General features: G+C 62.9%; 23 protein-coding genes and 1 pseudogene. 11 read left to right on the forward strand and 13 right to left on the reverse strand.

Annotation, left to right across the window (positions count from 1 at the left end):
- Position 1: 1 nt before the first annotated feature.
- From C8K66_RS26190 to C8K66_RS26215, 6 genes are all read right to left on the reverse strand, one after another.
- Complete coding sequence (locus tag C8K66_RS26190; protein WP_108526400.1) at positions 2–1,003, reverse strand: dihydroxyacetone kinase subunit DhaK; 1,002 nt, start codon at positions 1,001–1,003, stop codon at positions 2–4.
- 56 nt (positions 1,004–1,059) lie between these two features.
- Positions 1,060–2,175, reverse strand: a complete 1,116-nt coding sequence (locus C8K66_RS26195; protein ID WP_046383106.1) for an alcohol dehydrogenase catalytic domain-containing protein — start codon at positions 2,173–2,175, stop codon at positions 1,060–1,062.
- Between the two features lie 27 nt (positions 2,176–2,202).
- Positions 2,203–2,958 (reverse strand): SDR family oxidoreductase, encoded by a 756-nt coding sequence (locus C8K66_RS26200; RefSeq protein ID WP_108526402.1) that lies wholly within the window; start codon positions 2,956–2,958, stop codon positions 2,203–2,205.
- A gap of 160 nt (positions 2,959–3,118) precedes the next feature.
- Positions 3,119–4,126 (reverse strand): substrate-binding domain-containing protein, encoded by a 1,008-nt coding sequence (locus C8K66_RS26205; protein ID WP_017846660.1) that lies wholly within the window; start codon positions 4,124–4,126, stop codon positions 3,119–3,121.
- 37 nt (positions 4,127–4,163) lie between these two features.
- Positions 4,164–5,150, reverse strand: coding sequence for an ABC transporter permease (locus C8K66_RS26210; protein ID WP_017846659.1), 987 nt, complete (start codon positions 5,148–5,150; stop codon positions 4,164–4,166).
- Entirely contained in the window at positions 5,147–6,634 is a 1,488-nt protein-coding gene (locus C8K66_RS26215; protein WP_046383108.1) for a sugar ABC transporter ATP-binding protein, read from the reverse strand. The genes C8K66_RS26210 and C8K66_RS26215 overlap by 4 nt, the downstream gene beginning before the upstream one ends.
- Positions 6,635–6,917: 283 nt before the next feature.
- On the opposite strand from C8K66_RS26215, the gene rpiB reads away from it, so the two are divergent.
- The 3 genes and pseudogenes from rpiB to C8K66_RS26230 form a co-directional block, all read left to right on the forward strand.
- Positions 6,918–7,379, forward strand: a complete 462-nt coding sequence (gene rpiB / locus C8K66_RS26220) for a ribose 5-phosphate isomerase B (protein WP_017846657.1) — start codon at positions 6,918–6,920, stop codon at positions 7,377–7,379.
- A gap of 63 nt (positions 7,380–7,442) precedes the next feature.
- Complete coding sequence (locus tag C8K66_RS26225) at positions 7,443–8,423, forward strand: sugar-binding transcriptional regulator (protein WP_017846656.1); 981 nt, start codon at positions 7,443–7,445, stop codon at positions 8,421–8,423.
- Between the two features lie 386 nt (positions 8,424–8,809).
- Positions 8,810–10,105 (forward strand): annotated as a pseudogene (locus C8K66_RS26230) (CBS domain-containing protein); the annotation flags it as partial.
- A gap of 2 nt (positions 10,106–10,107) precedes the next feature.
- Here C8K66_RS26230 and C8K66_RS26235 read toward each other — a convergent pair.
- Positions 10,108–10,470 carry a thioredoxin family protein gene (locus tag C8K66_RS26235; protein ID WP_057005440.1) on the reverse strand — a complete coding sequence of 121 codons (363 nt, stop codon included), beginning with the start codon at positions 10,468–10,470 and terminating at the stop codon, positions 10,108–10,110.
- 372 nt (positions 10,471–10,842) lie between these two features.
- On the opposite strand from C8K66_RS26235, the gene C8K66_RS26240 reads away from it, so the two are divergent.
- The 8 genes from C8K66_RS26240 to C8K66_RS26275 all read left to right on the forward strand — a co-directional run bounded on the left by C8K66_RS26240 (position 10,843) and on the right by C8K66_RS26275 (position 17,444).
- On the forward strand, positions 10,843–11,691 hold the full coding sequence (locus tag C8K66_RS26240; protein ID WP_017846653.1) for a transporter substrate-binding domain-containing protein: 849 nt from the start codon (positions 10,843–10,845) through the stop codon (positions 11,689–11,691).
- A gap of 52 nt (positions 11,692–11,743) precedes the next feature.
- Entirely contained in the window at positions 11,744–12,406 is a 663-nt protein-coding gene (locus C8K66_RS26245) for an amino acid ABC transporter permease (protein WP_046383111.1), read from the forward strand.
- A gap of 11 nt (positions 12,407–12,417) precedes the next feature.
- Positions 12,418–13,080 (forward strand): amino acid ABC transporter permease, encoded by a 663-nt coding sequence (locus C8K66_RS26250; RefSeq protein WP_046383112.1) that lies wholly within the window; start codon positions 12,418–12,420, stop codon positions 13,078–13,080.
- Positions 13,077–13,859 (forward strand): amino acid ABC transporter ATP-binding protein, encoded by a 783-nt coding sequence (locus tag C8K66_RS26255; protein WP_017846650.1) that lies wholly within the window; start codon positions 13,077–13,079, stop codon positions 13,857–13,859. Before C8K66_RS26250 ends, C8K66_RS26255 begins: the two co-directional genes overlap by 4 nt.
- Positions 13,860–13,882: 23 nt before the next feature.
- On the forward strand, positions 13,883–14,272 hold the full coding sequence (locus tag C8K66_RS26260; protein WP_017846649.1) for a RidA family protein: 390 nt from the start codon (positions 13,883–13,885) through the stop codon (positions 14,270–14,272).
- Between the two features lie 166 nt (positions 14,273–14,438).
- Positions 14,439–15,203: an IclR family transcriptional regulator gene (locus C8K66_RS26265; RefSeq protein ID WP_057005439.1), complete on the forward strand. Its 765-nt coding sequence runs from the start codon at positions 14,439–14,441 to the stop codon at positions 15,201–15,203.
- Between the two features lie 9 nt (positions 15,204–15,212).
- A complete protein-coding gene (locus C8K66_RS26270; protein ID WP_017846647.1) occupies positions 15,213–16,421 on the forward strand; it encodes an amino acid deaminase in 1,209 nt (402 codons plus the stop codon).
- A 117-nt stretch (positions 16,422–16,538) separates the two neighbouring features.
- Complete coding sequence (locus C8K66_RS26275) at positions 16,539–17,444, forward strand: sugar kinase (RefSeq protein WP_108526404.1); 906 nt, start codon at positions 16,539–16,541, stop codon at positions 17,442–17,444.
- A 112-nt stretch (positions 17,445–17,556) separates the two neighbouring features.
- Here C8K66_RS26275 and C8K66_RS26280 read toward each other — a convergent pair whose 3' ends face one another.
- The 6 genes from C8K66_RS26280 to C8K66_RS26305 form a co-directional block, all read right to left on the reverse strand.
- Entirely contained in the window at positions 17,557–17,832 is a 276-nt protein-coding gene (locus C8K66_RS26280) for a peptidylprolyl isomerase (RefSeq protein WP_046383114.1), read from the reverse strand.
- Positions 17,833–17,864: 32 nt separating this feature from the next.
- On the reverse strand, positions 17,865–19,673 hold the full coding sequence (locus tag C8K66_RS26285; RefSeq protein ID WP_057005437.1) for an ATP-binding protein: 1,809 nt from the start codon (positions 19,671–19,673) through the stop codon (positions 17,865–17,867).
- Between the two features lie 139 nt (positions 19,674–19,812).
- Entirely contained in the window at positions 19,813–21,768 is a 1,956-nt protein-coding gene (locus C8K66_RS26290) for an acetoacetate--CoA ligase (RefSeq protein ID WP_108526406.1), read from the reverse strand.
- A 188-nt stretch (positions 21,769–21,956) separates the two neighbouring features.
- The gene (locus C8K66_RS26295; RefSeq protein ID WP_108526408.1) at positions 21,957–22,730 is read right to left on the reverse strand and encodes a 3-hydroxybutyrate dehydrogenase; all 774 of its coding nucleotides are present in this window, start codon (positions 22,728–22,730) and stop codon (positions 21,957–21,959) included.
- A 7-nt stretch (positions 22,731–22,737) separates the two neighbouring features.
- Positions 22,738–24,129 carry a GntP family permease gene (locus C8K66_RS26300; RefSeq protein WP_046383116.1) on the reverse strand — a complete coding sequence of 464 codons (1,392 nt, stop codon included), beginning with the start codon at positions 24,127–24,129 and terminating at the stop codon, positions 22,738–22,740.
- Between the two features lie 285 nt (positions 24,130–24,414).
- A complete protein-coding gene (locus C8K66_RS26305) occupies positions 24,415–25,830 on the reverse strand; it encodes a sigma-54-dependent Fis family transcriptional regulator (RefSeq protein WP_108526410.1) in 1,416 nt (471 codons plus the stop codon).
- Positions 25,831–25,872: the final 42 nt, after the last annotated feature.

A 25,872-nucleotide genomic window follows, 5' to 3' on the forward strand; every position in this document is an offset into this window, starting at 1 on the left:
TTCACTCCGCCTGGGTCATGCCGATGGAACGGCAGGGTTGGTCGATCAGGGTTTTCAGCTCGGTGTCGAGGCCGAGCAGGGTCAGGGTCACGCCCATCATTTCCAGGGACGTGAAGTAGTTGCCCACGTAGCAACGGTGGATTTTCAAACCCTTGGCGGTGAGTTGGCGTTCCACCTCGGCGTAGAAAATATACAGCTCCATCACCGGCGTGGCGCCGAGGCCGGAGACCAGCACCACCACGCTGTCGTCCTGGCTGAAGTCGCGGTCGGCGAGGATCGGCGCGAGCATGCGCTCGGCCATGGCGGCGGCGGGTTCGATCGGGATGACTTCGATGCCCGGTTCGCCGTGATGGCCGATGCCCAGTTCCATCTGGCCGTCCGCAATCTCGAAGTTCGGCTTGCCCACGGCGGCAATGGTGCAGGGGGTGAGGCCGATGCCGATCGAGCGGCAATGGTCGACGGCTTTCTGGGTGACGCGGATCACACCGTCCAGGTCGTAGTGCTGGGCAGCGGCGGCACCGCCGATCTTCCACATGAAGATTTCCCCGGCCACGCCGCGCCGCTTGGCGATCTCGGCCTTGGGCGCGGACGCCACGTCGTCGTTGGCGACCACGGTGCGGATACGCATGTCTTTGCTGGCGGCCATTTTCATCGCCAGCTTCACGTTCATGTTGTCGCCGGCATAGTTGCCGTACAGGCAGGCCACGCCAGCGCCGTGGTCGGCGGCGCGGAACGCATCGAAGAAGCTCTTGGCGGTGGGCGAGGAAAAAATCTCGCCGACGGCCACGGCGTCGACCAGGCCGGGACCGACGTAGCCGAGGAAGGCCGGCTCATGGCCCGAGCCGCCGCCGGTGACGATGCCGACGCGGCCTTGGCCCGACGGTTTGGCTTTGACGATGACCCGTGGATTGGTTTCGTACTGGCGCAATTGCGGATGCGCGACCAGGATGCCGCGCAGCATGTCCTCGACCACGTGGTCCGGATCGTTGATGACTCGATTCATAACGCGGGTTCCTGTGTTCTTGTTTTAAGGGGTCACAGCTGTTTAGTGTGGTGTGCTTAGGGTTCGAGGACGACCTTGAGTGATTTGTCGCCTCGTTCCATCACCGCAAACGCTTCCTTGAAGTCCGCCAGGGCGAACTTGTGGGTCACCACGTCACGCATGTCGATCTTGCGGTTGCCGATAAAGTCGATGGCGCGCGGGTACATGTACGGCCCCAGGTGCGAGCCGAGGATGTCCAGTTCCTTGCGGTCGCCGATGATCGACCAATCCACCGTGGCCTCGTCGTTGAACACGCTGAACTCAACGAAACGCCCGAGTTTGCGCAGCATCGCCAGGCCCTGGTTGACGGCCTTGTGATGACCGGTGGCTTCGATATAGATGTCGCAGCCGTAGCCGTCGGTGATTGCGCGGATCTTCGCCAGCACGTCCACCTCGGCCGGGTTCCACACTTCGTCGGCGCCCATGCGCAGGGCGAGGGCGGCGCGTTCGGGTTTCATGTCGAGCACGATCAGCTTTTTCGGATTGCGCATGCGTACCGCGCCGATGATCCCCAGGCCCAGCGTACCGGCGCCGGCGACCACCACCACGTCGTCGAAATCCACATTGGCGCGCTCCGCCGCGTGCAGCGAGCAGGCCAGCGGTTCGATCAGGATCGCCTCGTCCGGCGCAATCGAGTCCGGCACCTTATGGATGATGCCTTCCTTGGTGAAGATCATGTACTGCGCCATGGCGCCCTGCACATTGTTCTGGAAGCCATACAGGTCGTGTTTCTGGCACATCCAGTACTGGCCGTGGTTGCAGAAGCGGCAACCCCAGCACGGCACGATCTGTTCCGAGATCACCCGGTCGCCGACCTTCACCCCGCGCTTTTCCGCGCCGGGGCCGAGGGCTACCACGCGGCAGACGAATTCGTGGCCGGGGATCATCGGCGGCTTGACGTAGCGCGGTTGCTCGGCGTCGCCCCAGAACGACGGGGCGCCGCGATAGGTCTTGATGTCGCCCATGCAAATGCCGCACAGCTCGACCTTGGTGAGGATTTCATCGGGGCCGGGGGTGGGCACGTCGACGGTTTCCAGGCGGTAGTCTTCCGGGCCATGGCAGACCACGGCCTGCATGGTTTTCGGGATGATCGGGGTGAGTTGCTCGGGCGTGCGTTCGGTAACGGTGGACATGACAAAACCTCACGACAAATAGATGAATTATTGAATGCTGTAGCCGCCGTCGATCACCATGTTGGCGCCGGTGACCATTTGTGCCGCGTCGCTGAGCAGGTACAGCGCCAGCCCGGCGATTTCTTCCGGCTGGGCAAAGCGGCCCGCCGGGATCTGCAATTTGGCCCGTTCGCCGACTTCGCCGGCCCAGGCCTGCTTGCCCAGCGCGGTCTCGACGATGGTGGGGGAGATGGCGTTGACGTTGATCTGTGGCGCCCATTCCATGGCCAATACCTTGGTCATGCCGACGATGGCCGCTTTGCTCGCGCAATACGCGACATGCCGGTCCAGGCCGATCACCGCGGCCTGGGAGGCCAGGTTGACGATGCGCCCGCCGCCCTGGGCGAGCATGTGCCGGGCGCAGGCCTGGGCGACGAAGAAGCTGGCCTTGAGGTTGATGTCGAGGGTGGTGTCCCAGGCGCTTTCGCTGACGTCGATGGCCTTGTCCAGCAAGGCCACGCCGGCGCTGTTGATCAGGTAATCGAGGCGTTGGAAGTGGGCGAAAACCCGGTCGACGCTGTGTTGCGCCTGGTCGATCTGGCTGAGGTCGACGGCAATGCCCAGATGCTCGGCGCCGAGGCTGGCGGCCACGGCCACCACCGCCGGGTCGCGGTCCAGCAGCGCCACCCGCGCGCCGCGTTCGACCAGCAGGCTGGCGCAGGCCAGGCCGATGCCGGCGGCACCGCCGGTGATCACCGCGCAACGGCCGGTGAGGTCGAAGGCTTGGTTCCAGAATCCAGACATGAATGACTCCTCTTTTAATAGCACTGGAGATTCAATGTGGGAGGGGGCTTGCCCCCGATGGCGGTGTGTCAGTCACCTGATCTATCACTGGTGCACCGCTATCGGGGGCAAGCCCCCTCCCACATTTGCTCCCACACTTGAGTGTGTTTCAAGCCAGTAGTTACTTGCCGCCGCTGACTTGTTGGTACAGCGCGTCGGCATTGGCGTTGGTCACCGGCACCCACGGCAGGATGTAGGTCTTGGCGGTGCCGTCGGCCCATTTCACGTCCTTGGCATAACGTTCCCAGATCACCGATTGCGGTTTGTAGTCCTTGCCGGCGAGGGCGCGCAATGCCACGTCCAATGCGCCTTGGGACTGGGCCTGGGCGTCCTGGAGGAAGGTGGTGACTTCGTCTTTCTTCGCCGCCTGGATCGCATCCGGCATGCCGTCGATCGAGGTGACGGGCACGTCCTTGGAGGTCAGGCCGTGGGACTTCAGGGCCTGCACGGCGCCCAGGGCCATGTCGTCGTTCTGCGCGATCACGCCGTTGATGCCTTTGGGGTGGGCGTTGAGCCAGTCTTCAGTCAGCGCCAGGGCTTGGGCGCGGTCCCAGTTGGCGGTTTTTTTCTCGATGATCTTGATGCCGGGGTGTTTGCCCAGCACTTCCAGCTCGCCTTTTTCCCGGTCGATCTGCGCCGACTGGCCAATCGGGCCCTGGATGATCACCACGTTACCCTTGCCGTTGAGCTTGTCGACCATGGCCTGGGCCTGCAGGCGGCCGCCTTCGACGTCGTCGTTGCCCACATACGGCACGGCGGCGTCGGCCACTTTGGTGTTGGAGGCGATCACCACCACGTCGTTGCTCATGGCCTGCTTCACGCTGCCGACGCCGGCCTTGGTGTCGATGGGCACGAACAGGATCGCGTCGTAGTGTTGGGTCACCATGTTTTCGATCTGGTTGTTCTGCGTCAGGGCGTCGTAATTGCCGTCGAACACGGTCAATTGCACGGTGCCGTCCTTGACCGCCGGGTGTTCCTTGAGCTCGCGGACCCAGTTCTGCATGAACTGGCCCTTGAGGCCGTAGACGGCTGCGCCGACCTTGTAGGTCTTGCCGTCGGCGGCCACGGCGATACTGCTGGCGAGCAGGGAGAGGGCCGCCACGGCGGCCAAGGTGGTACCAAGTTTCATGAGGGGAACTCCGTTATTGTTGTAGTTGGGTCGTTCTCTAGCGTTTTTTCTTGCGCCACACGTCGATCAGTACTGCGAACACGATGATCAGGCCCTTGGCGACCTGCTGGTAATAGGACGACACACCGAGCAGGTTCAGCCCGTTGTTGATCACGCCGATCAACAGCGCGCCGAACAGCGTGCCGACAATGCTGCCGGTGCCGCCCGACAAGCTGGTGCCGCCGATCACCACGGCGGCAATCGCGTCCAGCTCATAGGACACCCCAGCCTGGGGCAGGGCGGAAGTGGTGCGCGCCGACAACACCACGCCGGCCAGCCCGGCGAGCAGGCCCGAGACCACGTACACTGAAAACATCACCTTGCGCACGCCGATGCCGGAGGTGCGCGCGCTCTTTTCATTGCCGCCCACCGCGTACACATAGCGGCCGTAAGTGGTGTAGCGCAGCACCATCCAGAAGATCAGCGCGACCACGGCAAAGATGATGATGGGGATGCCGATCGGGCCGATCTTGCCGATGCCCAGCGCCAGGTAGGCATCCGGCAGGTCGGTGATCGGGCTGCCGTCGTTGAGGATGAAGGTCATGCCGCGCGCAATGCTGAGCATGCCGAGGGTGGCCACGAACGGCGGGATCGACAGGTTGGCGACCATGAAGCCATTCACCACGCCGAGCATCGCCCCGGCGAACATCCCGGCGCTCACCGCCGCCAGCAGGCCGTAGCCCTGGGTCGCGACCATCGCGCTGCACAGTCCGGCAAACGCCAGGATCGAACCCACGGACAGGTCGATGCCCTTGGTCAGGATCACGTAGGTCATGCCCACGGCGAGGATGCCGTTGATGGAGGTCTGGCGCAGGATGTCCATCCAGTTGCGCCAGGTCATGAAGTATTCGCTGGAAAACGCCATCACCACGCACAGCAGGATAAACACCAGCGGCAGGCCGAAGCGGTCGAGGGACAGGCGCAGGCGGTTGCGCGGCGCGGCGGTGATGGAGGTGGCTGGGGTGGACAGGGTTTTGGCATTCATGAGGCAAGACTCAACAAGGCTTCCTGGGAAAGGGCGGTGTCGGTGCTGATGGTCACCAGCCGGCCGCCTTTGAATACGGCGATGCGATCGCTCAAATGCAGCAGTTCCGGGGCTTCCGACGACACCACGATGGCGGCGCCGCCGGCACGCACGAACTGGTCGAGCAGGTGGTAGATCTCCTGCTTGGCGCCTTCGTCGATGCCGCGAGTGGGCTCGTCGCACAGCAGGCACACCGGTTCGGTCGACAGGCATTTGGCGAGCACGACTTTCTGCTGGTTGCCGCCGCTCATGGAGGCCACCGGCAGTTCCAGGGAGGCGGTCTTGATCTGCAGGCGCTTGACCATGTCCTGGGCCAAGCGGGTTTCCTTGCGCGCGTTGATCAGCGACCAACTCGACAGGCGTTTGTAGGCCGACAGGGCGATGTTCGACAGAATGCTGCCGGTCAGCACCAGGCCGCTGTCTTTGCGGTCTTCGGTGACCAGCGACATGCCGGCGTCGATGGTTGCCTTGGGCTGCCCGATCGGCATGGGCTTGCCTTGCAGGGTGACGTTGCCGGAATCGGCCACCGTCAGCCCGTAGATGCAATTGAGGAACTCGCTGCGCCCCGAACCCATCAGGCCATAGATGCCAAGGATCTCGCCCTGGCGCAGTTGCAGGCTGATGTCGTGGAACTCGCCTTTACGGCTCAGATTGTCGACCTGCAGGCAGGTGGCGGCGGCGCATTCGCGGCCGACCTTGTGGTCGATGCGCGTCAGTTCCTGGCCGACGATGCCGCGCACCAAATGGTCGCGGTCGATATCTGCCATGCGCCCGCTTTCCACGAAGGCGCCGTCGCGGAAGATGCTGTAGTCATCGGCAATCTGCGCCAGTTCGCTCAAGCGGTGCGACACATACACGATGCCGGCGCCACGGGCGGTGAGGCGGCGGATCGCCTTGAACAGGGTCTGCGCTTCGTGTTCGCCGATGGCCGAGGTGGGTTCGTCCATGATCATCACCTGGCAGTCATGGCTGAACGCCTTGGCGATTTCCACCAGTTGGATCTGCGCCACGCTGAGGCGGTGCATCGGGCTGCTGGCGTCGACGTCGAACTCCAGGCTTTCGAGCAGCTCGCGGGTGCGCCGGTTCAGGGCCTTGTTGTCGACGATGCAGCCGGCGCGGCGTGGTTCGCGGCCCAGCCAGATATTTTCGGCGACGGTCATGTAGGGGATGGGTTCCAGCTCTTGGGTGATCATTGCGATCCCCGATGCCAGGGCTTCACTCGGGCGGTTGAACTGCACCGCTGTGCCGTTGAGCAGGATGGTGCCGGCGTCGCGCGGGGTGATGCCCATCAGGATGCTCAGGAACGTCGACTTGCCCGCGCCATTACCGCCGCACAGGGCGTGGACGCTGCCGGCACGCAGAGAGAGGCGCCCGTCACGCAGGGCAGGGATACCGGCGTAAGCCTTGGCGACGTGTTCAGCCTGGAGCAGTAATGGCGTGGCCATCGGCGTGTCCTCGTGCTGTGAATTCTTATTAGGTCGCACAGTCATGTTTCGCTGTGAGCATATGTGTATCAAATGAAATTCTGATCAGTCAATCTCTTTCATGTAAAAGCTGGGATTCTGATGTTTTTCGCCAATAACGCCTTTCTAGACCGCTTTGACTGCCGGGTCAGTTAAATCATGCTTGACAGAGAGGGGGTGATGCCCGCGAAATGACTGAACGATATTTCACTGAGTGATCATCTGATCAGTCATAAGTACGACCTCGGCAGCGGAGCCAGACGCCATGAACACACCTTTCCCGGTGGCTATCGGATGCGATGAAGCGGGTTTTGAGCTCAAAGAGCTGTTAAAGCGCCATATCGAGACGCTGGGCTACCCGGTGACCGACTTCGGCACCCATTCCACCGCGCCGGTGCTCTACCCGGACATCGCGCTGGCCGTGGCCAATGCCATCAATGCCGGGCAGCAGCGCCTGGGCGTGCTGGTGTGCGGCACCGGGATCGGCATGGCCATCTCGGCGAACAAGGTGTTGGGGATTCGCGCGGCGCAGGCCCATGACACGTACTCGGCGGAGCGCGCGCGCAAGAGCAACGATGCGCAGATCCTGTCCATCGGCGCACGGGTGATCGGCGCCGAGCTGGCCAAGAGCATCGTCACTGCGTTCCTGGCCTCGGAGTTCGAGGCGGCGCGTTCCGGGGCCAAGGTCGCGCGCATCAATGCGATCGAGCGCGATGGGCATCAGTAGTGGACGTGGCGGGGCAAGAGTCGGGAGAATGTGCCTTTGACGCCGAAACGGAAGCCCGTCCCCATGAGTGACAGTAGCCAGCGCATTGCCAGCGATATCGATCAGATGACCGAAGTGGCGATGCTCTATTACCTCGAAAACGTCACTCAGGAAGCCATTGCCAAGCGCTTTGACCTGTCGCGGGCAAAAGTCAGCCGCCTGCTCAAACGTGCGCGCGATGAAGGCATTGTCGAAGTGCGTGTGTTGCAGCACCCGGCGATGAACAATGAGCTGGAACGCGCCTTGGTGGAGCGCTTCAAGCTCGACCGTGCCCTGATCGCCGTCGACCACAGCGACCCCGACACCCAGCGCTCGGCCGTCGCCAGCCTGGTGGCCAATTACCTGAACAAGACTTTGAGCGACGGCATGATCGTCGCCGTGGGCATGGGCCGTAACGTTGGCGCGGTGGCCGATAACGTGTTCCTGCCGGTGACGCGCAATTGCACATTTGTCTGCGCCATCGGCGGTTCGCTCAAGGCTGGCGAATACATGAACCCCGACCATATCTGCCGGCGCCTGGCCCTGCGCTTTGGCGGCGAGAGTGAAAGCCTGTACGCGCCGGCCCTGGTGGCCAACCCGGAACTGCGCGGCGTGCTGATCAATAACGACACGGTGCGCTCGACCCTCGATCGGGCGCGGCGTGCCGACATTGCGCTGATCGGCATCGGCGACATGAGCGAGAACAGCAACATGGTACGCATGGGCTGGTTCTCGCCCCAGGAGATTGCCCAGGCGCGGTTGTCCGGCACGGTGGGCGACATGATGGGGTATGACTTTATCGATATCCACGGGCAGCCGGCGGTCAACGCCATCCAGGGGCGGGTGATCGGGCTGACGGTGCAGGAGTTGTTCCGGATTCCGGATGTGGTGGCGATTGCCAGCGAGAACACCAAGGCGGCGGCCACGTTGGGGGCGTTGCGGTCGGGGGTGATCAACACCCTTGCGACCACGGTCACGAATGCTCATACCATATTGGCGCTGGATGAAGCGACCCGTAAAGCCTGACACGCCACCGGTCAAGGTGTGGGAGGGCGGTGCGACGATTTGACTTGCTTCCGATAGTGGTTTTTCAGTTACTCATATGCTGGCTGATACACCGTCATCGGGGGCAAGCCCCCTCCCACATGGGGTGTTAGGGGGGGGGGGGACAGGTTTTGTAATGGTTTTGTGTTGTAGGGAATTTGTATTTCGAATGTAGGATTGAGGTCCTTTTGTTATTTCAGGACTTGCATGAACGCCCTTTCGGAGCCCCCCAGTCGTCTTTCTCCAAGACAACCGCTGTCGCTGTTCCCGCTGAAGCACCCCGTATTCCAATGGTTAACCCTTTCCCGGTCCCCTGACCGCGCTTTGCCGTGCCCGGCATTCTGAACACCGATAAAGAGACTCTATAAATGGAATGGTTAGCGGACCCTACGGCCTGGCTTGGCCTGTTGACGTTGATTGTGTTGGAACTGGTGCTGGGCATCGACAACCTGGTGTTTATCGCGATCCTGGCGGACAAGTTGCCGCCGGAGCAGCGCGACCGTGCGCGGTTGATCGGCTTGTCCCTGGCCTTGCTGATGCGCCTGGGCTTGCTGGCGAGTATTTCCTGGTTGGTGACCCTCACCCAGCCGTTGTTCGAGGTGTTCGACAAGAGCTTCTCCGGGCGTGACCTGATCATGCTGTTCGGCGGTGTGTTCCTGTTGTTCAAGGCCACCATGGAATTGCATGAACGCCTTGAAGGCCATGTGGCGCAACGCTCGGGCAATGTGGCTTATGCGATGTTCTGGCCGATCGTCGCGCAGATCGTGGTGCTCGACGCGGTGTTCTCCCTCGACGCGGTGATTACCGCCGTGGGCATGGTCGATGAGTTGGCGGTGATGATGATCGCGGTGATTATTTCCATCGGCCTGATGATCGTCGCGAGCAAGCCGCTGACCCGCTTCGTCAACGCGCACCCGACGGTGATCATGCTGTGCCTGGGCTTCTTGATGATGATCGGTTTCGCCCTGACCGCCGAAGGCCTGGGCTTCCACATTCCGAAGGGCTACCTGTATGCGGCGATTGGTTTCTCGATCCTGATCGAGGTGTTCAACCAGATTGCCCGGGCCCGGCGCAAGAAGTCGGCGCAAGGCGTGTTGCCCGTGCGTGAGCGCACCGCCCATGCGGTGATGCGCTTGCTCGGCGGTCGCAGTCTGGCGCAGGAAGAGCTGGGCGAAGAGGTGGCTGACCTGCTGGGTGAGCCGGATGTGACTCAGGGCCCGCTGTTCGACCGACGTGAGCGCGTAATGATCAGCGGCGTGCTGCAACTGGCCGCGCGGCCGATCCGCAGCTTGATGACGCCACGGGCCAAGGTCGACTTTATCGATTTGGCGGACGATCGCGATACTATCCGCCTGAAACTGATGCGTTCGTCCTACTCGCGCCTGCCGTTGATCCGCAACGGTGCTGTCGATGAGCCATTAGGTTTTGTGCATAAGAAGGAATTGCTCAAGGATTACCTGGCCGGCAACGAACCGGACCTTGAGCAACTGGCGCGCCGGGCGATCAACTTGCTGGCGAGTTGCTCGATCCTCAACGCCCTGGAACAGATGCGCCAGGCCTCGACCCACATCGCCTTCGTGATCAATGAGTGCGGTGAGTTCATCGGCGTGTTGAGCATGACCGATATTCTTGAGTCCATTGCCGGCGAGTTGCCGGACGCCACGGTTCATGCAGGTTTTCCGGGGGGCGGTGCCACAGGCGTGGCCGGATAGGCTTGGGTGTACCGCTTGAAGGCGCTTTCCAGCGCGTCTTCGGCAAGGCCGGGGAGGGCGTCGAGCAGTACCTGGTCGCGGTAGATCAGCAGCATTGGAATGCGGTCGACACGCGGATGCTTGGGCGTGTTGACGCAGTCAAGGATCAAGACTTTGGCCTGGTCCTTGTAACGCTCGCTGATTCGCATGAAGCGCGGCATCGCGTCACTGCACGCGGTGCAGTCATGTGACATGAACACGATAAACACAGGCTGCGGGGTATTCAGTTCCCGTTCAAACGCAGCCTTGTCCTCAACCACCGCGTTGACATAGTTCACGAGGGCTTCTCCCTGTTGCACCTGCGCTTACGCTAGGTGGGAAGAACGCCTGCGTCTACTGTCAAACTTCACAGGTCGCTCGCACGCCCGTCAGAACCCGTTCAAGTGCGCGCACTGCCACGGTGCGCGGTAACGCCAGGCTGGTGCACCCAGGTGAGCCTGTCACCACAGTGTGGGGCCTTGGGTAGCAGAGGGATTGCACCTGCTGGCGATACGCCTTGTGCCGCATGAATGTTTATATCGCTGATTTAAAACGAGTTTATTCACAACCTATTTTCCCACTCGTGCGTATGGCACACTTTCTGCTGTCTATTCCGTTGTTACATACTAAGTTCCGGTATAGCGGAATACACAATTCCTGGAGTGCTTGTCATGCATCATCGACCTTCCGTGTTCAAAGCGTGTGTTTTTCTCTTCGCCGCATCGGCTTCCCTCGCAAGCACTGTGCAGGCGGCGGGTAGCAAGCTCGATGATGTGCTCAAGCGTGGGCATCTGATCGTGGGTACAGGCAGTACCAATGCGCCGTGGCACTTCCAGGGAGCGGATGGCAAGTTGCAGGGGTTTGATATCGACATCGGCCGCATCGTGGCCAAGGGCTTGTTCAATGACCCGAGCAAGGTCGAGTTTGTGGTGCAGTCCTCCGACGCGCGGATTCCCAACCTGCTGACCGACAAAGTCGACATGAGTTGCCAGTTCATTACCGTCACCGCCAGCCGTGCGCAGCAGGTGGCGTTTACCCTGCCGTACTACCGCGAAGGCGTCGGCCTGCTGCTGCCGAACAACAGCAAATACAAGGAAATCGAGGACCTGCAGGCTGCTGGCGACGGCGTCACCGTGGCCGTGCTGCAAAACGTCTACGCCGAAGAACTGGTCCACCAGGCGCTGCCCAAGGCCAAGGTCGACCAGTACGACAGCGTCGACCTGATGTACCAGGCGGTGAACTCCGGCCGCGCCGATGCCGCCGCCACCGATCAGTCTTCGGTCAAGTACCTGATGGTGCAGAACCCTGGGCGCTACCGCAGCCCGGCGTATGCCTGGAGCCCGCAAACCTACGCGTGCGCGGTCAAGCGTGGCGACCAGGACTGGCTGAACTTCGTCAACACCGCACTGCACGAAGCCATGACCGGTGTGGAATTCCCCACCTACAAGGCCTCGTTCAAGCAATGGTTCGGTGTCGACCTGCCGGAGCCGGCGATTGGTTTCCCCGTCGAGTTCAAGTGATTCGTGAAAACCGGGGCGCCGCGAACGGCGCCCCCATCAGGTACTGTCGACCATGAACTATCAGTTGAACTTTGCCGCCGTGTGGCGCGACTTCGACACCTTGCTGGCGGGGCTGTGGCTGGGCCTCGAACTGGCGCTGCTGTCGATCGCCATCGGTTGCGTGATCGGCCTGCTGATGGCGTTTGCCATGCTGTCCAAACACCGCGCGCTGCGCCTGTTGGCCTCGGTGTATGTGACGGTGGTGCGCAATACGCCGATCCTGGTGCTGATCCTGTTGATCTACTTCGCCTTGCCCAGCCTGGGTATCCGCCTGGACAAGATCCCGTCGTTCATCATCACCCTGTCGCTGTACGCCGGCGCCTACCTGACCGAAGTGTTCCGCGCCGGGCTGCTGAATATTCCCAAGGGCTTGCGCGAAGCCGGGTTGGCCATCGGCCTGGGCGAGTGGCGGATCCGCGCCTATATCACCGTGCCGGTGATGCTGCGCAACGTGCTGCCAGCGCTGTCGAACAACTTCATTTCGCTGTTCAAGGACACCTCGCTGGCCGCCGCGATCGCGGTGCCGGAGCTGACCTATTACGCCCGCAAGATCAACGTCGAAAGCTACCGGGTGATTGAAACCTGGCTGGTCACGACCGCGCTCTACGTGGCCGCCTGTTACCTGATCGCCATGCTGCTGCGTTACCTGGAGCAGCGTCTGGCAATCCGTCGTTAGAAGAGGCTCGCATGTACCAATCCCCCAGCTGGCTGCATGAGTTGTGGATCGCCCGGGACACCCTCTGGGCCGGGTTCCAGGCCAGCGTCTATGTCTCGGCGCTGGCGATTATCTTCGGCACCCTGATCGGCATCGTCGCCGGGTTGATCCTGACCTACGGCAGATTCTGGATGCGCCTGCCGTTTCGCCTGTATGTCGACCTGATCCGTGGCACGCCGGTGTTTGTGCTGGTGCTGGCATGTTTCTACATGCTGCCGGCGCTCGGTTGGCAGATCAGCGCGTTCCAGGCCGGTGCGGTCGGGCTGACGCTGTTCTGCGGCTCCCATGTCGCCGAGATCGTGCGCGGTGCGCTGCAGGCCATTCCCCGCGGGCAAATGGAAGCGGGCAAGGCGATTGGCCTGACGTTCCACCAGTCCCTGGGCTACGTGCTGTTGCCCCAGGCGCTGCGGCAGATTTTGCCGACCTGGGTCAATTCCTCCACGGAAATCGTCAAGGCCTCGACCCTGCTGTCGGTGATCGGTGTCGCCGAGTTGCTGCTCAGCACCCAGCAGGTGATCGCGCGCACCTTCATGACCCTGGAGTTCTACCTGTTCGCGGGTGTTCTGTTTTTTGTCATCAACTACGCCATCGAGTTATTCGGGCGCTACATTGAAAAGCGGGTGGCCTTGCCATGAACCAACCTCAAACGACCCAACCGCTGCTGGACATTCGCGGCCTGCGCAAACAATACGGCACGGTGGAAGTGCTCAAGGGCGTCGACCTGTCCATGCAGCGCGGCAACGTGGTGACGTTGATCGGCTCCAGCGGCTCGGGCAAGACCACGCTGCTGCGCTGCGTCAACCTGCTCGAAGAGTTCCAGGGCGGGCAGATCAGCCTGGATGGCGAGTCCATTGGCTACAGCGACATCGCCGGCAAGCGCGTGCGCCACCCGGAGCGGGTGATCGCCCAGCACCGCGCCATGACCGGCATGGCCTTCCAGCAGTTCAACCTGTTCCCGCACCTGACGGCGCTGCAGAACGTCACCCTGGGCTTGTTGAAAGTTAAGAAAATGCCTAAGGACGAAGCCGTGGCCTTGGCGGAAAAATGGTTGGACCGTGTAGGGCTCCTGGAACGCCGCAATCACTTCCCCGGCCAGTTGTCCGGCGGCCAGCAACAGCGCGTGGCCATCGCCCGTGCGATTGCGATGAACCCCAGCCTGATGCTGTTCGACGAAGTCACCTCGGCCCTCGACCCGGAACTGGTGGGCGAAGTACTCAGTGTGATCAAGGGCCTGGCGGAAGAGGGCATGACCATGTTGCTGGTGACCCATGAGATGCGCTTTGCCTACGAAGTCTCGGACAAAATCGTCTTCATGAATCAGGGGCGCATTGAAGAACAGGGCTCGGCGAAGGACATCTTCGAACGCCCGCAGTCGCCGCGCCTGGCGGAATTCCTGAAGAACATTCGTTTTTAACTGTCAGTCAAGGAGCACTATTTATGAGCATTACTCGTTACGGCACCGGCAGCACCGCCGGCGGCGGCCAGCCTCGGCCTTTCGCCCGCGCGGTGGAAGCGGACGGCTGGCTCTACGTCTCGGGCCAGGTGCCAGCGGTGGACGGTGAAATCATCAGCGGCGGTATCGTCGAGCAAACCCGCCAGACGATGCGCAACGTGGTGGCGATTCTCGAAGAGGCTGGCTACGCCTTGAACGACGTGGTGCGCGTCGGCGTGTGGCTGGAAGACCCACGGGATTTCTGGAGCTTCAACAAAGTCTTCGGCGAATACTTCAGCCCCGAACACGCCCCGGCACGTGCCTGCGTGCAGGCCAACATGATGGTGGATTGCAAGGTCGAGATCGATTGCGTGGCCTACAAGAAAAAGGGCTAAATGCCCCACTCTCAACACCACATCAAATCCAATGTGGGAGGGGGCTTGCCCCCGATAGCGGTGTATCAGCAACAGATGTGTCCACTGGCACACCGCCATCGGGGGCAAGCCCCCTCCCACAAGGGATCACTGTGCAGCACATACCTTTCAGCGGACCGAAACTTCCATGACCGAAGACACCATCAAACGCCGCGCCAAAGGCCTGGACCGTGCATTCGACATCCTCGATTTCCTCAAGGAAGTCGGCCAGCCCCTGCGCCCGAATGATATCGCCAGCGGCATCGGCAGCCCCAAGTCCACGGTCTACGAGTTGGTCGCCTCCTTACTGGAACGCCGCATCCTGGAAACCGTGGGCAAGGACGGGCACGTCTACCTCGGCCGTCAGCTGTACTTCCTCGGCCAGGCGCACCTGCGCCATTTCGACCTGACCCGCGAGGCCGACCACGCCTTGCAGGCAATCGTCAGCCAGACCCACGAAACCGCGCAGATGTGCCTGCTCAACGGGCGCAAATACACGGTGGCGCTGATGCGTGAAGGCGAGCGGCATTTCCGGATTTCCTCGGACATCGGCGAAAACGCACCGATCCCGTGGACCGCGTCCGGGCGCCTGTTGCTGGGGCATTTGAGCGACCAGCAGATCGTCGAGCTGATCGACCCCGACGATTTCATCCTGCCGGACGGCCAGCGCTTGCCGCTGGAGACCTTCCTCGCACAGATCCGTCAGGCCAGCGTCGATGGCTTCTTTTCCTTCGACAGCGTGGCCGACACCTTTACCCATTGCTTTGCCGCCCCGGTCCGGGACGCGCAGGGCGTCAGCATTGCGACCCTGTGCATCGTCGCGCCCCGCGCCGATGCCAGTAAAAACTACAACGACTACCGCCGGGTGTTGATCGAAAGCGCCAACAACCTGGCCCGTCGCATCAACGAATAGGAGCAGTTCATGCCTGCCATCAACGCCGTTGCAAAGGGCGCCGCCGCTGTCGGCGCCCATCTGGTCCGTGACGTCAGCCTGCCGGCCCTGGTGCTGCACCGCGACGCCCTCGAACACAACATCCGCTGGATGCAGGCCTTTGTCAGCAACAGCGGCGCCGAGCTTGCGCCCCATGGCAAAACCAGCATGATGCCGGCCCTGTTCCAGCGCCAGATCGCCGCTGGTGCCTGGGGCATCACCCTGGCCAGCGCGGTACAGACCCGCGCCGCCTATGCCGGCGGTGTGCGCCGTGTGTTGATGGCCAACCAACTGGTGGGCGCGCCGAACATGGCGTTGATCGCCGACTTGCTGGCCGACGCAGATTTCGACTTCCACTGCCTGGTCGACCACCCGGACAACGTCGCCGACCTGGGCCTGTTCTTCGCCGCCCGTGGCCTGCGCCTGAACGTGATGATCGAGTACGGCGTGGTCGGCGGCCGTTGCGGTTGCCGCAGCGAGCAAGAGGTGCGTGACCTGGCCACGGCGATCAAGGCCCAGCCGGCGCTGGCCCTGACCGGTATCGAAGGCTACGAAGGCGTGATCCACGGCGAACACGCCATCACTGGCATCCGCGACTTCGCCGCGAGCCTGGTGCGCCTGGCGGTGGACCTGCAGAACAACGGCTCGTTCGACCTGGCCAAGCCCATCGTCACCGCGTCGGGGTCGGCCTGGTATGACCTGATCGCCGAGTCCTTCGAGGCGCAAAACGCCGCCGGGCGTTTCCTCAGCGTGCTGCGTCCCGGCAGCTACGTGGCCCATGACCATGGCATCTACAAAGATGCGCAATGCTGCGTGCTCGACCGGCGCAGCGACCTCAGCGAAGGCCTGCGCCCGGCGTTGGAAGTCTGGGCCCACGTGCAATCGTTGCCTGAGCCTGGCTTCGCGGTGGTCGCCCTGGGCAAGCGCGATGTGGCCTACGACGCCGGTTTGCCGGTGCCGCTCAAGCGCTACAAGGCCGGGATCGTGCCGGCGCAAGGCGATGATGTGAGCGCGTGCAAGGTCACCGCGGTGATGGACCAGCATGCGTTCATGAGCGTCGCGCCGGGGGTTGAGCTGCGCATCGGCGACATTATTTCCTTCGGCACTTCCCACCCGTGCCTGACGTTCGACAAGTGGCAGGTCGGTTGCCTGGTGGATGAGCAACTGCAGGTGATCGAGTCACTGCATACCTGCTTCTAGACCGCGTCGCCTCCATCGCGGGCAAACCCGCTGCGCCCTTTGGATGTGTGAACACATTCAAAGGTAGGAGCGGGCTCGCCCGCGAAGGGGCCATCAGCCGCACCGGAGACAACAGGCATGAACACCACACCCCGCATCGCCCTCATCGGCGAATGCATGATCGAACTGCAACACCGCGCCGACGGTAGCCTGCACCAGAGCTTCGGCGGCGACACCCTGAACGCCGCGGTGTACCTACACCGCGAGTTGGGGGCGCTCGGCCACGTCGACTACGTCACCGCCCTGGGCGATGACAGCTTCAGCGACGCCATGTGCCAACAGTGGACCGACGAAGGCCTGGGCCTGAGCATGGTCCAGCGCCTGCCCGGGCGGTTGCCGGGGTTGTACTGCATCCAGACCGACGCCAACGGCGAGCGCAAATTCCTCTACTGGCGCAACGAAGCGGCCGTGCGCGACTGCTTCACCACGCCCGCCGCCGCACCGATCCTGGCAGCGTTGCCGGGCTATGACGTGGTGTATTTCAGCGGCATCACCCTGGCGGTGCTCGGTGAAGTCGGGCGCGAGCGCTTGTTGCAGGCCTTGATCGAAACCCGTCGGCGCGGCGGCCGGGTGGTGTTCGACAACAACTACCGGCCGCGTTTGTGGGCGAGTATCGAGGCGGCGCGTGCGGCCTATCACAAAGTGTTGGCCGAGGTGGATATGGCCTTGCTGACCGAGGATGACGAGCGCGCGTTGTTTGGTCATGCCGACAGTGAGCAGGTGTTCGCAGCGTATCCGGCAGTCGCGGAAGTCGTGCTCAAGCGCGGCGCCGAGGACTGTTTGCTCCGTTGCGCAGGCCAGCGTTTTGCGGTGCCGGCGTTGCCGGTCGAGACGGTGGTGGACACCACGGCGGCGGGGGACTCGTTCAGCGCGGCGTACCTGGCCAGTCGGCTCAAGGGCGGCTCGCCGCAAGAGGCGGCCTTGGCCGGGCATCGGTTGGCGAGCCGGGTGATCCAAGTGCCGGGGGCGTTGATTCCTAGATAGTCGGTGAATGGCCGCCTGCGGCGGATCGGGGGCAAGCCCCCTCCCACAGTGAGCGCAATGCGGTCAACTGTGGGAGGGGGCTTGCCCCCGATAGCGCCCTAAAGCCAACCCCTCAATCCCGATAAAACACCTGCACCAAGTGATACCCAAACTTGCTCTTGACCGGCCCATGCACCACCCGCAGCGGCTTCTTGAAGATCACCGCATCAATCGCGCCGACCATCTGCCCCGGCCGGATCTCGCCCAGATCGCCGCCGCGCTTGCCGGACGGGCAGGTGGAGTACTTCTTGGCCAGCACGTCGAACGCTTCGCCCTTGGCGATGCGCTGCTTGAGCTGTTCGGCTTCTTCACTGGTTTTCACCAGGATATGGCGGGCTTGGGCTTTCATGGTTCTCTACCGGGGTGTGCGACGGCGCGCGATTATGCCTGAACTGGATCGTCGACGCTGATCATGCTGCGGATTTTGGTGGCGAGCACGTCGATGGAAAACGGCTTGGCCACCATGTCCATGCCGTCTTCCAGAAAGCCTTGGCGTTCGGCGGCTTTTTCCGCATAACCGGTCATGAACAGGATGCGCAGGCCCGGGCGGTGCTGACGGGCGATTTCCGCCAGTTGCCGGCCGTTCATGCCCGGCAGACCGACGTCGGTCACCAGCAAATCCACGCGCAAGTCCGATTCCAGCAGCGGCAAGGCGGTGCGTGCATCCGCGGCCTGGTGCGCGGTGTAGCCCAGTTCATCGAGGACATTGACCACCAGCATGCGTACCGCCGGGTCGTCCTCGACCACCACCACAGCCTCTCCGGCCAGGGCCACGGGCGCGGCCTCACTGAGGCTGGCCGGCAAGCTGCTTGCCAGGGAAGTGCCGTGCAGGCGCGGCAGATACAAGCGCACGCAGGTGCCCTGGCCCGGTTCGCTGTGGAGGGTCACATGGCCGCCGGATTGCTGGGCGAAGCCATAGATCATCGACAGCCCCAGGCCGGTGCCCTGGCCGATGGGCTTGGTGGTGAAAAACGGATCGAAGGCTTTGGCCAGGATTTTCGGCGCCATGCCGGTGCCGTTGTCGCGCACGCCGAGCATCACGTAATCACCGGCTTTGACCGGTTCCGGGGTGGTGATGTCGGTGCCGTCGAGGTAGCTGTTGGCGGTTTCGATCAGCAGTTCGCCGCCATCGGGCATGGCATCCCGCGCGTTGATCACCAGGTTGAGCAGGGCGTTCTCCAACTGGCTGGCGTCGCTGTTCACCGGCCAGATATCGTGGCCCAGTTGCACCTTGAGCGTGATGTGCGCGCCCTTGGTGCGCTGGAACAAGTCTTCCAGCGAGGCCACCAACTGGTTCGGGTCGAGCGGGCGGCGGTCCAGTGACTGGCGCCGCGAGAACGCCAGCAGGCGGTGGGTGAGGGCGGCGGCGCGATGGGCGGAGGCCACGGCGGCGTCGGCAAAGCGGCCGATGTCGTCGCTGCGCCCGGCGGCGATGTAGCGTTGCATCAGGTCCAGGCTGCCGATGATGCCGGTGAGCATATTGTTGAAGTCATGGGCGATGCCGCCGGTGAGTTGGCCCACCGCTTCCATCTTCTGCGCGTGGCGCAGGGCGTCTTCGGCGCGTTCGCGTTCGACCATCTCGTTTTGCAGGCGCTGGTTGGCCTCGGCCAGTGCCAGGGTGCGCTGGGCCACACGCTCTTCGAGGTTTTCGTTGAGGTGGCGCAGGCGTTGCTCGGTGCTTTGCTGGGCTTTGAGGCTGGCTTCGGAGCGCTGTTGCAGTTCCTGGGTGAACTGGCGGCGTTCGTTGGTTTCGATGGCGGTGACGAGGATGCCGGCGACGCTGCCGCGTTCATCGCGGATCGGGCTGTAGGTCAGGTCGAGCCAGATCTCGGTGTCGCGCTGGTTGCGTTGCAGCACAAAGCGCTGCTCGCTGAAGGCGCGCACCTGGCCGCTGAAGACCGCGTCATAGATCGGCGCGGTGAAACTGTGCAATTCCGGCCAGGTCTGGTGCGCCGGCTGGCCCATCGCGTCGGGGTGCTTGTTGCCCGCCAGCAGGGCGAAGGCGTCGTTGTAGAGTTGGATGAGTTCGCGGCCCCACAACAGCTGCATCGGCATCGGCGAGTGGACGACGATATCCACGGCGGTACGCAGGCTTTGCGGCCAATCATTGGCCTCACCGAGGGGGTTTTTGGCCCAGTCCAGCCGCGCAATCAATGCGGCGGCTTCGCTACCGGTGGATGTTTCCTTCATAAAAAGCCCTGAGCGTAACGCTTTGAAAAATGACAACAGCGATTATCCGGTGGGATAACGGTGGGTGACTACCCCCGAAAAATAGCATGCATTGGGCTTTTTTCTGCAAATGAGTGCGTTTTCGCTGAAACCTTTCATCTTAAAGCGCCAGCTCAGGTCGGTCGCGAAACTGTGCCAGGGCCTCCGGGTTGGCCAGCGCGTCGGTGTTTTTCACCGGTTCGCCGTGTACCACATTGCGCACCGCCAGTTCGACGATCTTACCGCTGATGGTGCGCGGGATATCGCTGACAGCGAGGATCTTCGCCGGTACATGGCGTGGTGTGGTATTGGCGCGGATCACCTGGCGGATCTGCTGTTCGAGGGCGTCATCCAGCTCGACGCCATCGTCGAGTCGCACGAACAGCACGACTCGCACATCGTCTTGCCAGCGTTGGCCAATGGCCAGGCTTTCCAGCACTTGCGGGACTTTTTCCACCTGCCGATAGATCTCGGCGGTGCCGATCCGCACGCCGCCAGGGTTGAGCACCGCGTCGGAGCGCCCGTGAATCAGCAGGCTGCCGTTGGGCCGCTGTTCGGCGTAGTCGCCCTGGGCCCACACGCCGGGGAATTGGCTGAAATAGGAGGCGCGCAGTTTTTTCTGCTGCGGGTCGTTCCACAGGCCGATGGGCATGGCGGGGAAGTGCCGGGTACACACCAGTTCGCCTTTTTCACCGAGCAACGGCCGCCCCTGGTCGTCCCACACCTCGATGGCCATCGCCAGGCTCTTGCACTGCATTTCGCCGCGGCGTACCGGCAGCACCGGGTTGCCGATGACGAAGCAGGAGACGATATCGGTGCCGCCAGACATCGATGACAGGCACACCTCGGCCTTGATCTCGCGGTACACGTAGTCGTAGCTCTGCGGCGACAGCGGCGAGCCAGTCGAAATCAGGCCCTTGAGGCTGCTCAGGTCATGGCTCAGGCGCGGCTGCAGGCCGGCTTTTTCCAGGGTGGCGAGGAACTTGGGGCTGGTGCCGAACACGCTGATCCGTTCCGCGTCGATCAGGTCGATCAAGCGCTCGGGGCCAGGGTGAAACGGCGAGCCGTCGTACAGCACGGCGGTGGCGCCGAGCGCGAGTACCGAAACCAGCCAGTTCCACATCATCCAGCCGCAGGTGGTGTAGTAGAACAGGCAATCCTCGCGGGACAGGTCCGCATGCAGGCCGTGCTCCTTGAGGTGGGTGAGCAGCACGCCGCCGGTGCCGTGGATGATGCATTTGGGCACGCCGGTGGTGCCGCTGGAATAGAGGATATACAGCGGATGGTCGAACGGCACCGCGACGAACTCAGGCGCGCCGCCCGGTTGGTAGAAGTCACTCCACAGCGCGACATTGGCGTCGCTCCGATAGTCCTCGACCCGCGCCTGGGGCCGGGCATACGGCACGACGATCAGGTGCTGCAGGGACGGCAGGCGTTCGAGGATCTCGTTGAGCTTGGCGCTCTGGTCGATGGTTTTGCCGGCGTAGCGGTAACCGGCGCAGGCGATCAGCACCTTGGGCTCGATCTGGCCGAAACGGTCGATCACGCCTTGGGTGCCGAAGTCCGGCGATGAGCACGACCAGATCGCGCCCAGGCTGGTGGTGGCCAGCATGCCGACCAGGGTTTGCCAGGTGTTGGGCATGCACGCGGCAACCCGATCGCCCAGCCCGACCCCGGCCGCCCGCAGGCTGCGTTGCAGGCCGGCGACGTGGGCGGCCAGTTCGGCGTAGCTCAGTTGCTCGCGCTGGCCGTCTTCGCTGATGGCGACCACGGCGGGGTGAGCGTCGCGACGGCGCAGCAGGTGCTCGGCAAAGTTCAGGGTTGCGCCGGGGAACCACTCGGCGCTGGGCATCGCGGCGCCTTCGATCAATACCGCGCTGGGCGGGCTGCGAAACTGCACGTCGAAAAACGCCACAATCGCCTGCCAGAAGTCGGCGCGCTGGTCGATGCTCCACTGGTGCAACGCCGGGTAGTCGTCGAGCTGCACGCTGTAGCGCTGATTGATAAAGCGCCGGAACTGGTCCATCCGGGTGTGGCGGATGCGTTCGGCGGAGGGTTGCCAGAGGATCTCGGACATAAGCACGTCTCTTATTCTTGTACAGGTCTTCCAAACAGTGGAGTTCGAATGTGGGAGGGGCGGTGCGACGATTCGACTTGCCCCCGATGGCGGAGTATCAGCTAGCACATGCGGTACTGACCCACTGCCATCGGGGGCAAGTCGAATCGTCGCACCGCCCCTCCCACATTGGATTTTCTGTGTTTGGTCTATTGAGCCAGCCAACCACCATCGATGTTCCATGCCGCGCCGCGCACTTGGGCACCGGCCTCGCTGCACAAAAACAATACCAGCTCACCCAGTTGCGGCGGGGTGACGAACTCCAGCGACGGCTGCTTCTCTGCCAGTAAATCATGTTGCGCCTGCTGCGGGTCGACGCCGTTGGCCGCGCGATCATCGATCTGCTTCTGCACCAGCGGCGTCAGCACCCAGCCGGGGCAGATCGCGTTGCAGGTCACGTTGCTGGTGGCGGTTTCCAGGCCAACCACTTTGGTCAGGCCGATCACGCCATGCTTGGCCGCGACGTAGGCGGCCTTGCCCACCGAACCCACCAGGCCATGCACCGAGGCGATATTGACGATGCGCCCCCAGCCTTTGGCCTTCATGCCCGGCAGGCTCAGGCGCGTGCTGTGGAACACCGACGACAGGTTGATCGCGATGATCGCATCCCAGCGCTCCACCGGAAACTCGTCCACCGCTGCCACATGCTGGATGCCGGCATTGTTGACCAGAATATCCACGCCGCCGAATTCGCGCTCGGCGTAGGCGAACATGTCGGCGATCTGCGCCGGGTCGCTGACGTCCGCCGGGTGATGCCCGACCTTGCCGCCGAACGCCTGTACCTGGGCGATCACCGCGCTGGCGTCGCCGAAGCCGTTGAGGATCAGGTTGGCGCCGGCCTCGGCCAGGCTCAGCGCTATGCCCAGGCCGATACCGCTGGTGGAGCCGGTGACCAGGGCGGTCTTGCCGTTCAAGTTCGTCATGAAAACCTCACACAATGCCGGTGGCGTAGAAAGTACCGATCACCACGAACACCGCGAGGGTCTTGATGATCGTGATGCCGAAGATGTCCTTGTAGGCTTCGCGGTGGGTCAGCCCGGTGACCGCCAGCAAGGTGATCACCGCGCCGTTGTGGGGCAGGGTGTCCATGCCGCCGCTGGCCATGGCCGCGACCCGGTGCAGCACTTCGAGGGGAATATTCGCCGCATGGGCCGCCGCAATGAAACTCTCGGACATCGCCGCCAGGGCGATGCTCATTCCGCCGGACGCCGAGCCAGTGATACCGGCCAGCAGCGTCACGGTAATCGCTTCGTTGACCAGCGGGTTGGGGATGCCCTTGAGCCAGTCCGCCAGCACCAGAAAGCCCGGCAGCGAGGCGATCACCGCACCGAAGCCGTATTCCGAGGCGGTGTTCATCGCCGCCAGCAGCGCACCGCTGACCGCGCTCTTACTGCCTTCGGCGAGCTTGCTTTTGATCGCCGACCAGCCGAACACCAGCACCATGACGATGCCCACCAGCAACGCCGCCTGCACCGCCCAGATCGCGGTGAGTTTGGCGATTTCGGTGGTCACCGGCGCGCTCATGCCCGGCAGGCTGAGGCTGTGGGTCTTGCCGTACCACTGCGGGATCCAGTGGGTGAACAGCAGGTTCATCACGCCCACCAGGAGCAGCGGCGACAGCGCGATCCAGGGGTTGGGCAGGCTCAGGTTCTCGGCGGTTTCCGGCTCGTTGCGCAGTTCGGTGCCGTAGCCTTCACCGGCCCGTTGCGCCTTGTTGCGCTGGCGCGCCAGGTAGAGCATGCCGCTGCAGAACACGAAGATCGTGCCGATCAGCCCCAGCCACGGCGCAGCCCAGGCGGTGGTGTTGAAGAACGTGCTGGGGATGATGTTCTGGATCTGCGGCGTGCCGGGCAGCGCGTCCATGGTGAACGAGAACGCGCCGAGGGCGATGGTCGCCGGGATCAGGCGCTTGGGGATGTCGCTCTGGCGGAACATCTCCGCCGCGAACGGGTACACCGCAAACACCACCACGAACAGCGACACGCCGCCGTAGGTGAGCAGGGCGCAGACCAGCACGATCACCAGCATCGCCTGGCGCGTGCCGAGCAAGCGGATTGCGGCCGCCACGATCGAGCGCGAGAAACCCGACAGCTCGATCAGCTTGCCGAACACGGCACCGAGCAGGAACACCGGAAAATACAGTTTGATGAAACCGACCATTTTCTCCATGAACACCCCGGTAAACGCCGGGGCGACCGCGGACGGGTCGGTGAGCAGGACAGCGCCGAGGGCGGCGATGGGGGCAAACAAGATGACGCTGTAGCCACGGTAGGCAGCCAGCATCAGCAGCGCGAGGGCTGCCAAGGCAATGATCACACTCATGGTGTGTCTCCATCAGATTGTTATTTTTGTGGGGTGATGCGTTGGAGGAGGGCTATAGCGAGATGCGTGCCATGTTCATAACCTATTGAAATAAATAGATATTATTGTATCCATGAACAAGCTTTTCAGATCTGGTCTCAATTCAGAGACAAAAACACATCAAAGGTGGGAGGGGGCTTGCCCCCGATAGCGGTGGGTCTGTAAAGAATAGGCTGACTGAGGCACTGCCATCGGGGGCAAGCCCCCTCCCACAAGGATTGTCTTTGTTTTGAGAATTTTGTCTCTTTATTGAGATGTGGCCAGGCCCAGCGCGACCATTTTCTTGTACAAGGTCGACCGGCCCAGCCCCAAGCGCTGGGCCGCGGCCACCACATTCCCGCCGCAGACCTTGAGCGCCGCGGTGATCAGCTGCCGATCGAAGCGCTCCCGCGCCGCCGCGAATGTCTCGCCTTCGAACGTCTCGCCTTCGAACGTTTCCATCGCCTCCCGCGCCACCGGGCTGAACGTGCCGATCGCGGCGCGAATCTCAGCCGCGCCCAACACCCGGTCATCGCTCAACAACGCCGCGCGTTCCAGCACGTTGCGCAGTTCGCGGATATTCCCCGGCCATGCATGCCGCGCCAACAACGCCAGGGCCTCGCGGTCCAGTTCGTGGTGGCTGCGCAGGTCTTCGAGGATCGCTTCGCTCAGCGCCGGAATATCTTCCAGGCGTTCGCGCAACGGCGGCACCTGGATCGGCAGCACATTCAGCCGGTAATACAGGTCGGCGCGAAACTCGCCGCGTTTGATCGCCGCTTCCAGGTCCATGGACGTGGCGGCGATCACCCGCACGTCGCTGTGCCGCATCTCGTTGGAGCCGACCGGTTCGTATTCCTTCTCCTGCAACACCCGTAACAGCTTGCTTTGCAGCGGCAGGGGCATGTCGCCGATTTCATCGAGAAACAGCGTGCCGCCCTGGGCGATCTGCAACTTGCCGGGGCGGCCTTTGCGGTCGGCGCCGGTAAACGCGCCGGGCGCGGTGCCGAAGAACTCGGCTTCGAGCAGGTCATGGGGAATGGCCGCGCTGTTGATGCTGACAAATGCCTTGTGCGCCCGCGTCGAGGCGCCGTGGATCGCCTGGGCCAGCAACTCCTTGCCGGTGCCGGTCTCGCCGAGCAGCAACACCGGCGACTCGGCACTCGCACTGCGCCGTGCGCGGCGTTTGACTTCGAGGCTGGTGGCGCTGGTGCCGATAAAGTGCGCAAAGGTGTACTTGCTCTGGCGTGAACGCAGCAGCGAGCGGGTGGACGCCAGTTCTTGCTGCATGCTCAGGTAACGCTCGATCAGCGGCGACAGGTTGCGCAGCTCATCGAACAGCGCAAAGCCGATGGCGCCGATCACCGCGCCGGCGTCGTTGTGGATCGGCAGGCGCATCACCACCAACGGGCCTTTGGGCGTGTCCTGGATATCCAGCAGGATCGGCTGGTCGTTGCGCACCACCTGGCGCAACAGGCTGTTGGCGATGACCTGTTCGCAGGGTTGGCCGATGGCTTCGTCGGCGCTCTTGAGGCCGAAGCGCTTGGCGTAGCGCTCGTTCATCCACACGATGTTCGCGTCGCGGTCGACAATCACCGTGCCTTCGCTGGACTGCTCGATGATCTCGAACAGCGACTGGATGGCCAGGCCGCGAACCTGTTGGTAGTCCTTGAGGCTGGTGTTCATGCGTGCAGAATCCTGTAGGAGCGAGCTTGCTCGCGAAAAACG

The organism is Pseudomonas sp. GV105 (assembly GCF_003058185.1).
Lineage (GTDB): Bacteria > Pseudomonadota > Gammaproteobacteria > Pseudomonadales > Pseudomonadaceae > Aquipseudomonas > Aquipseudomonas veronii.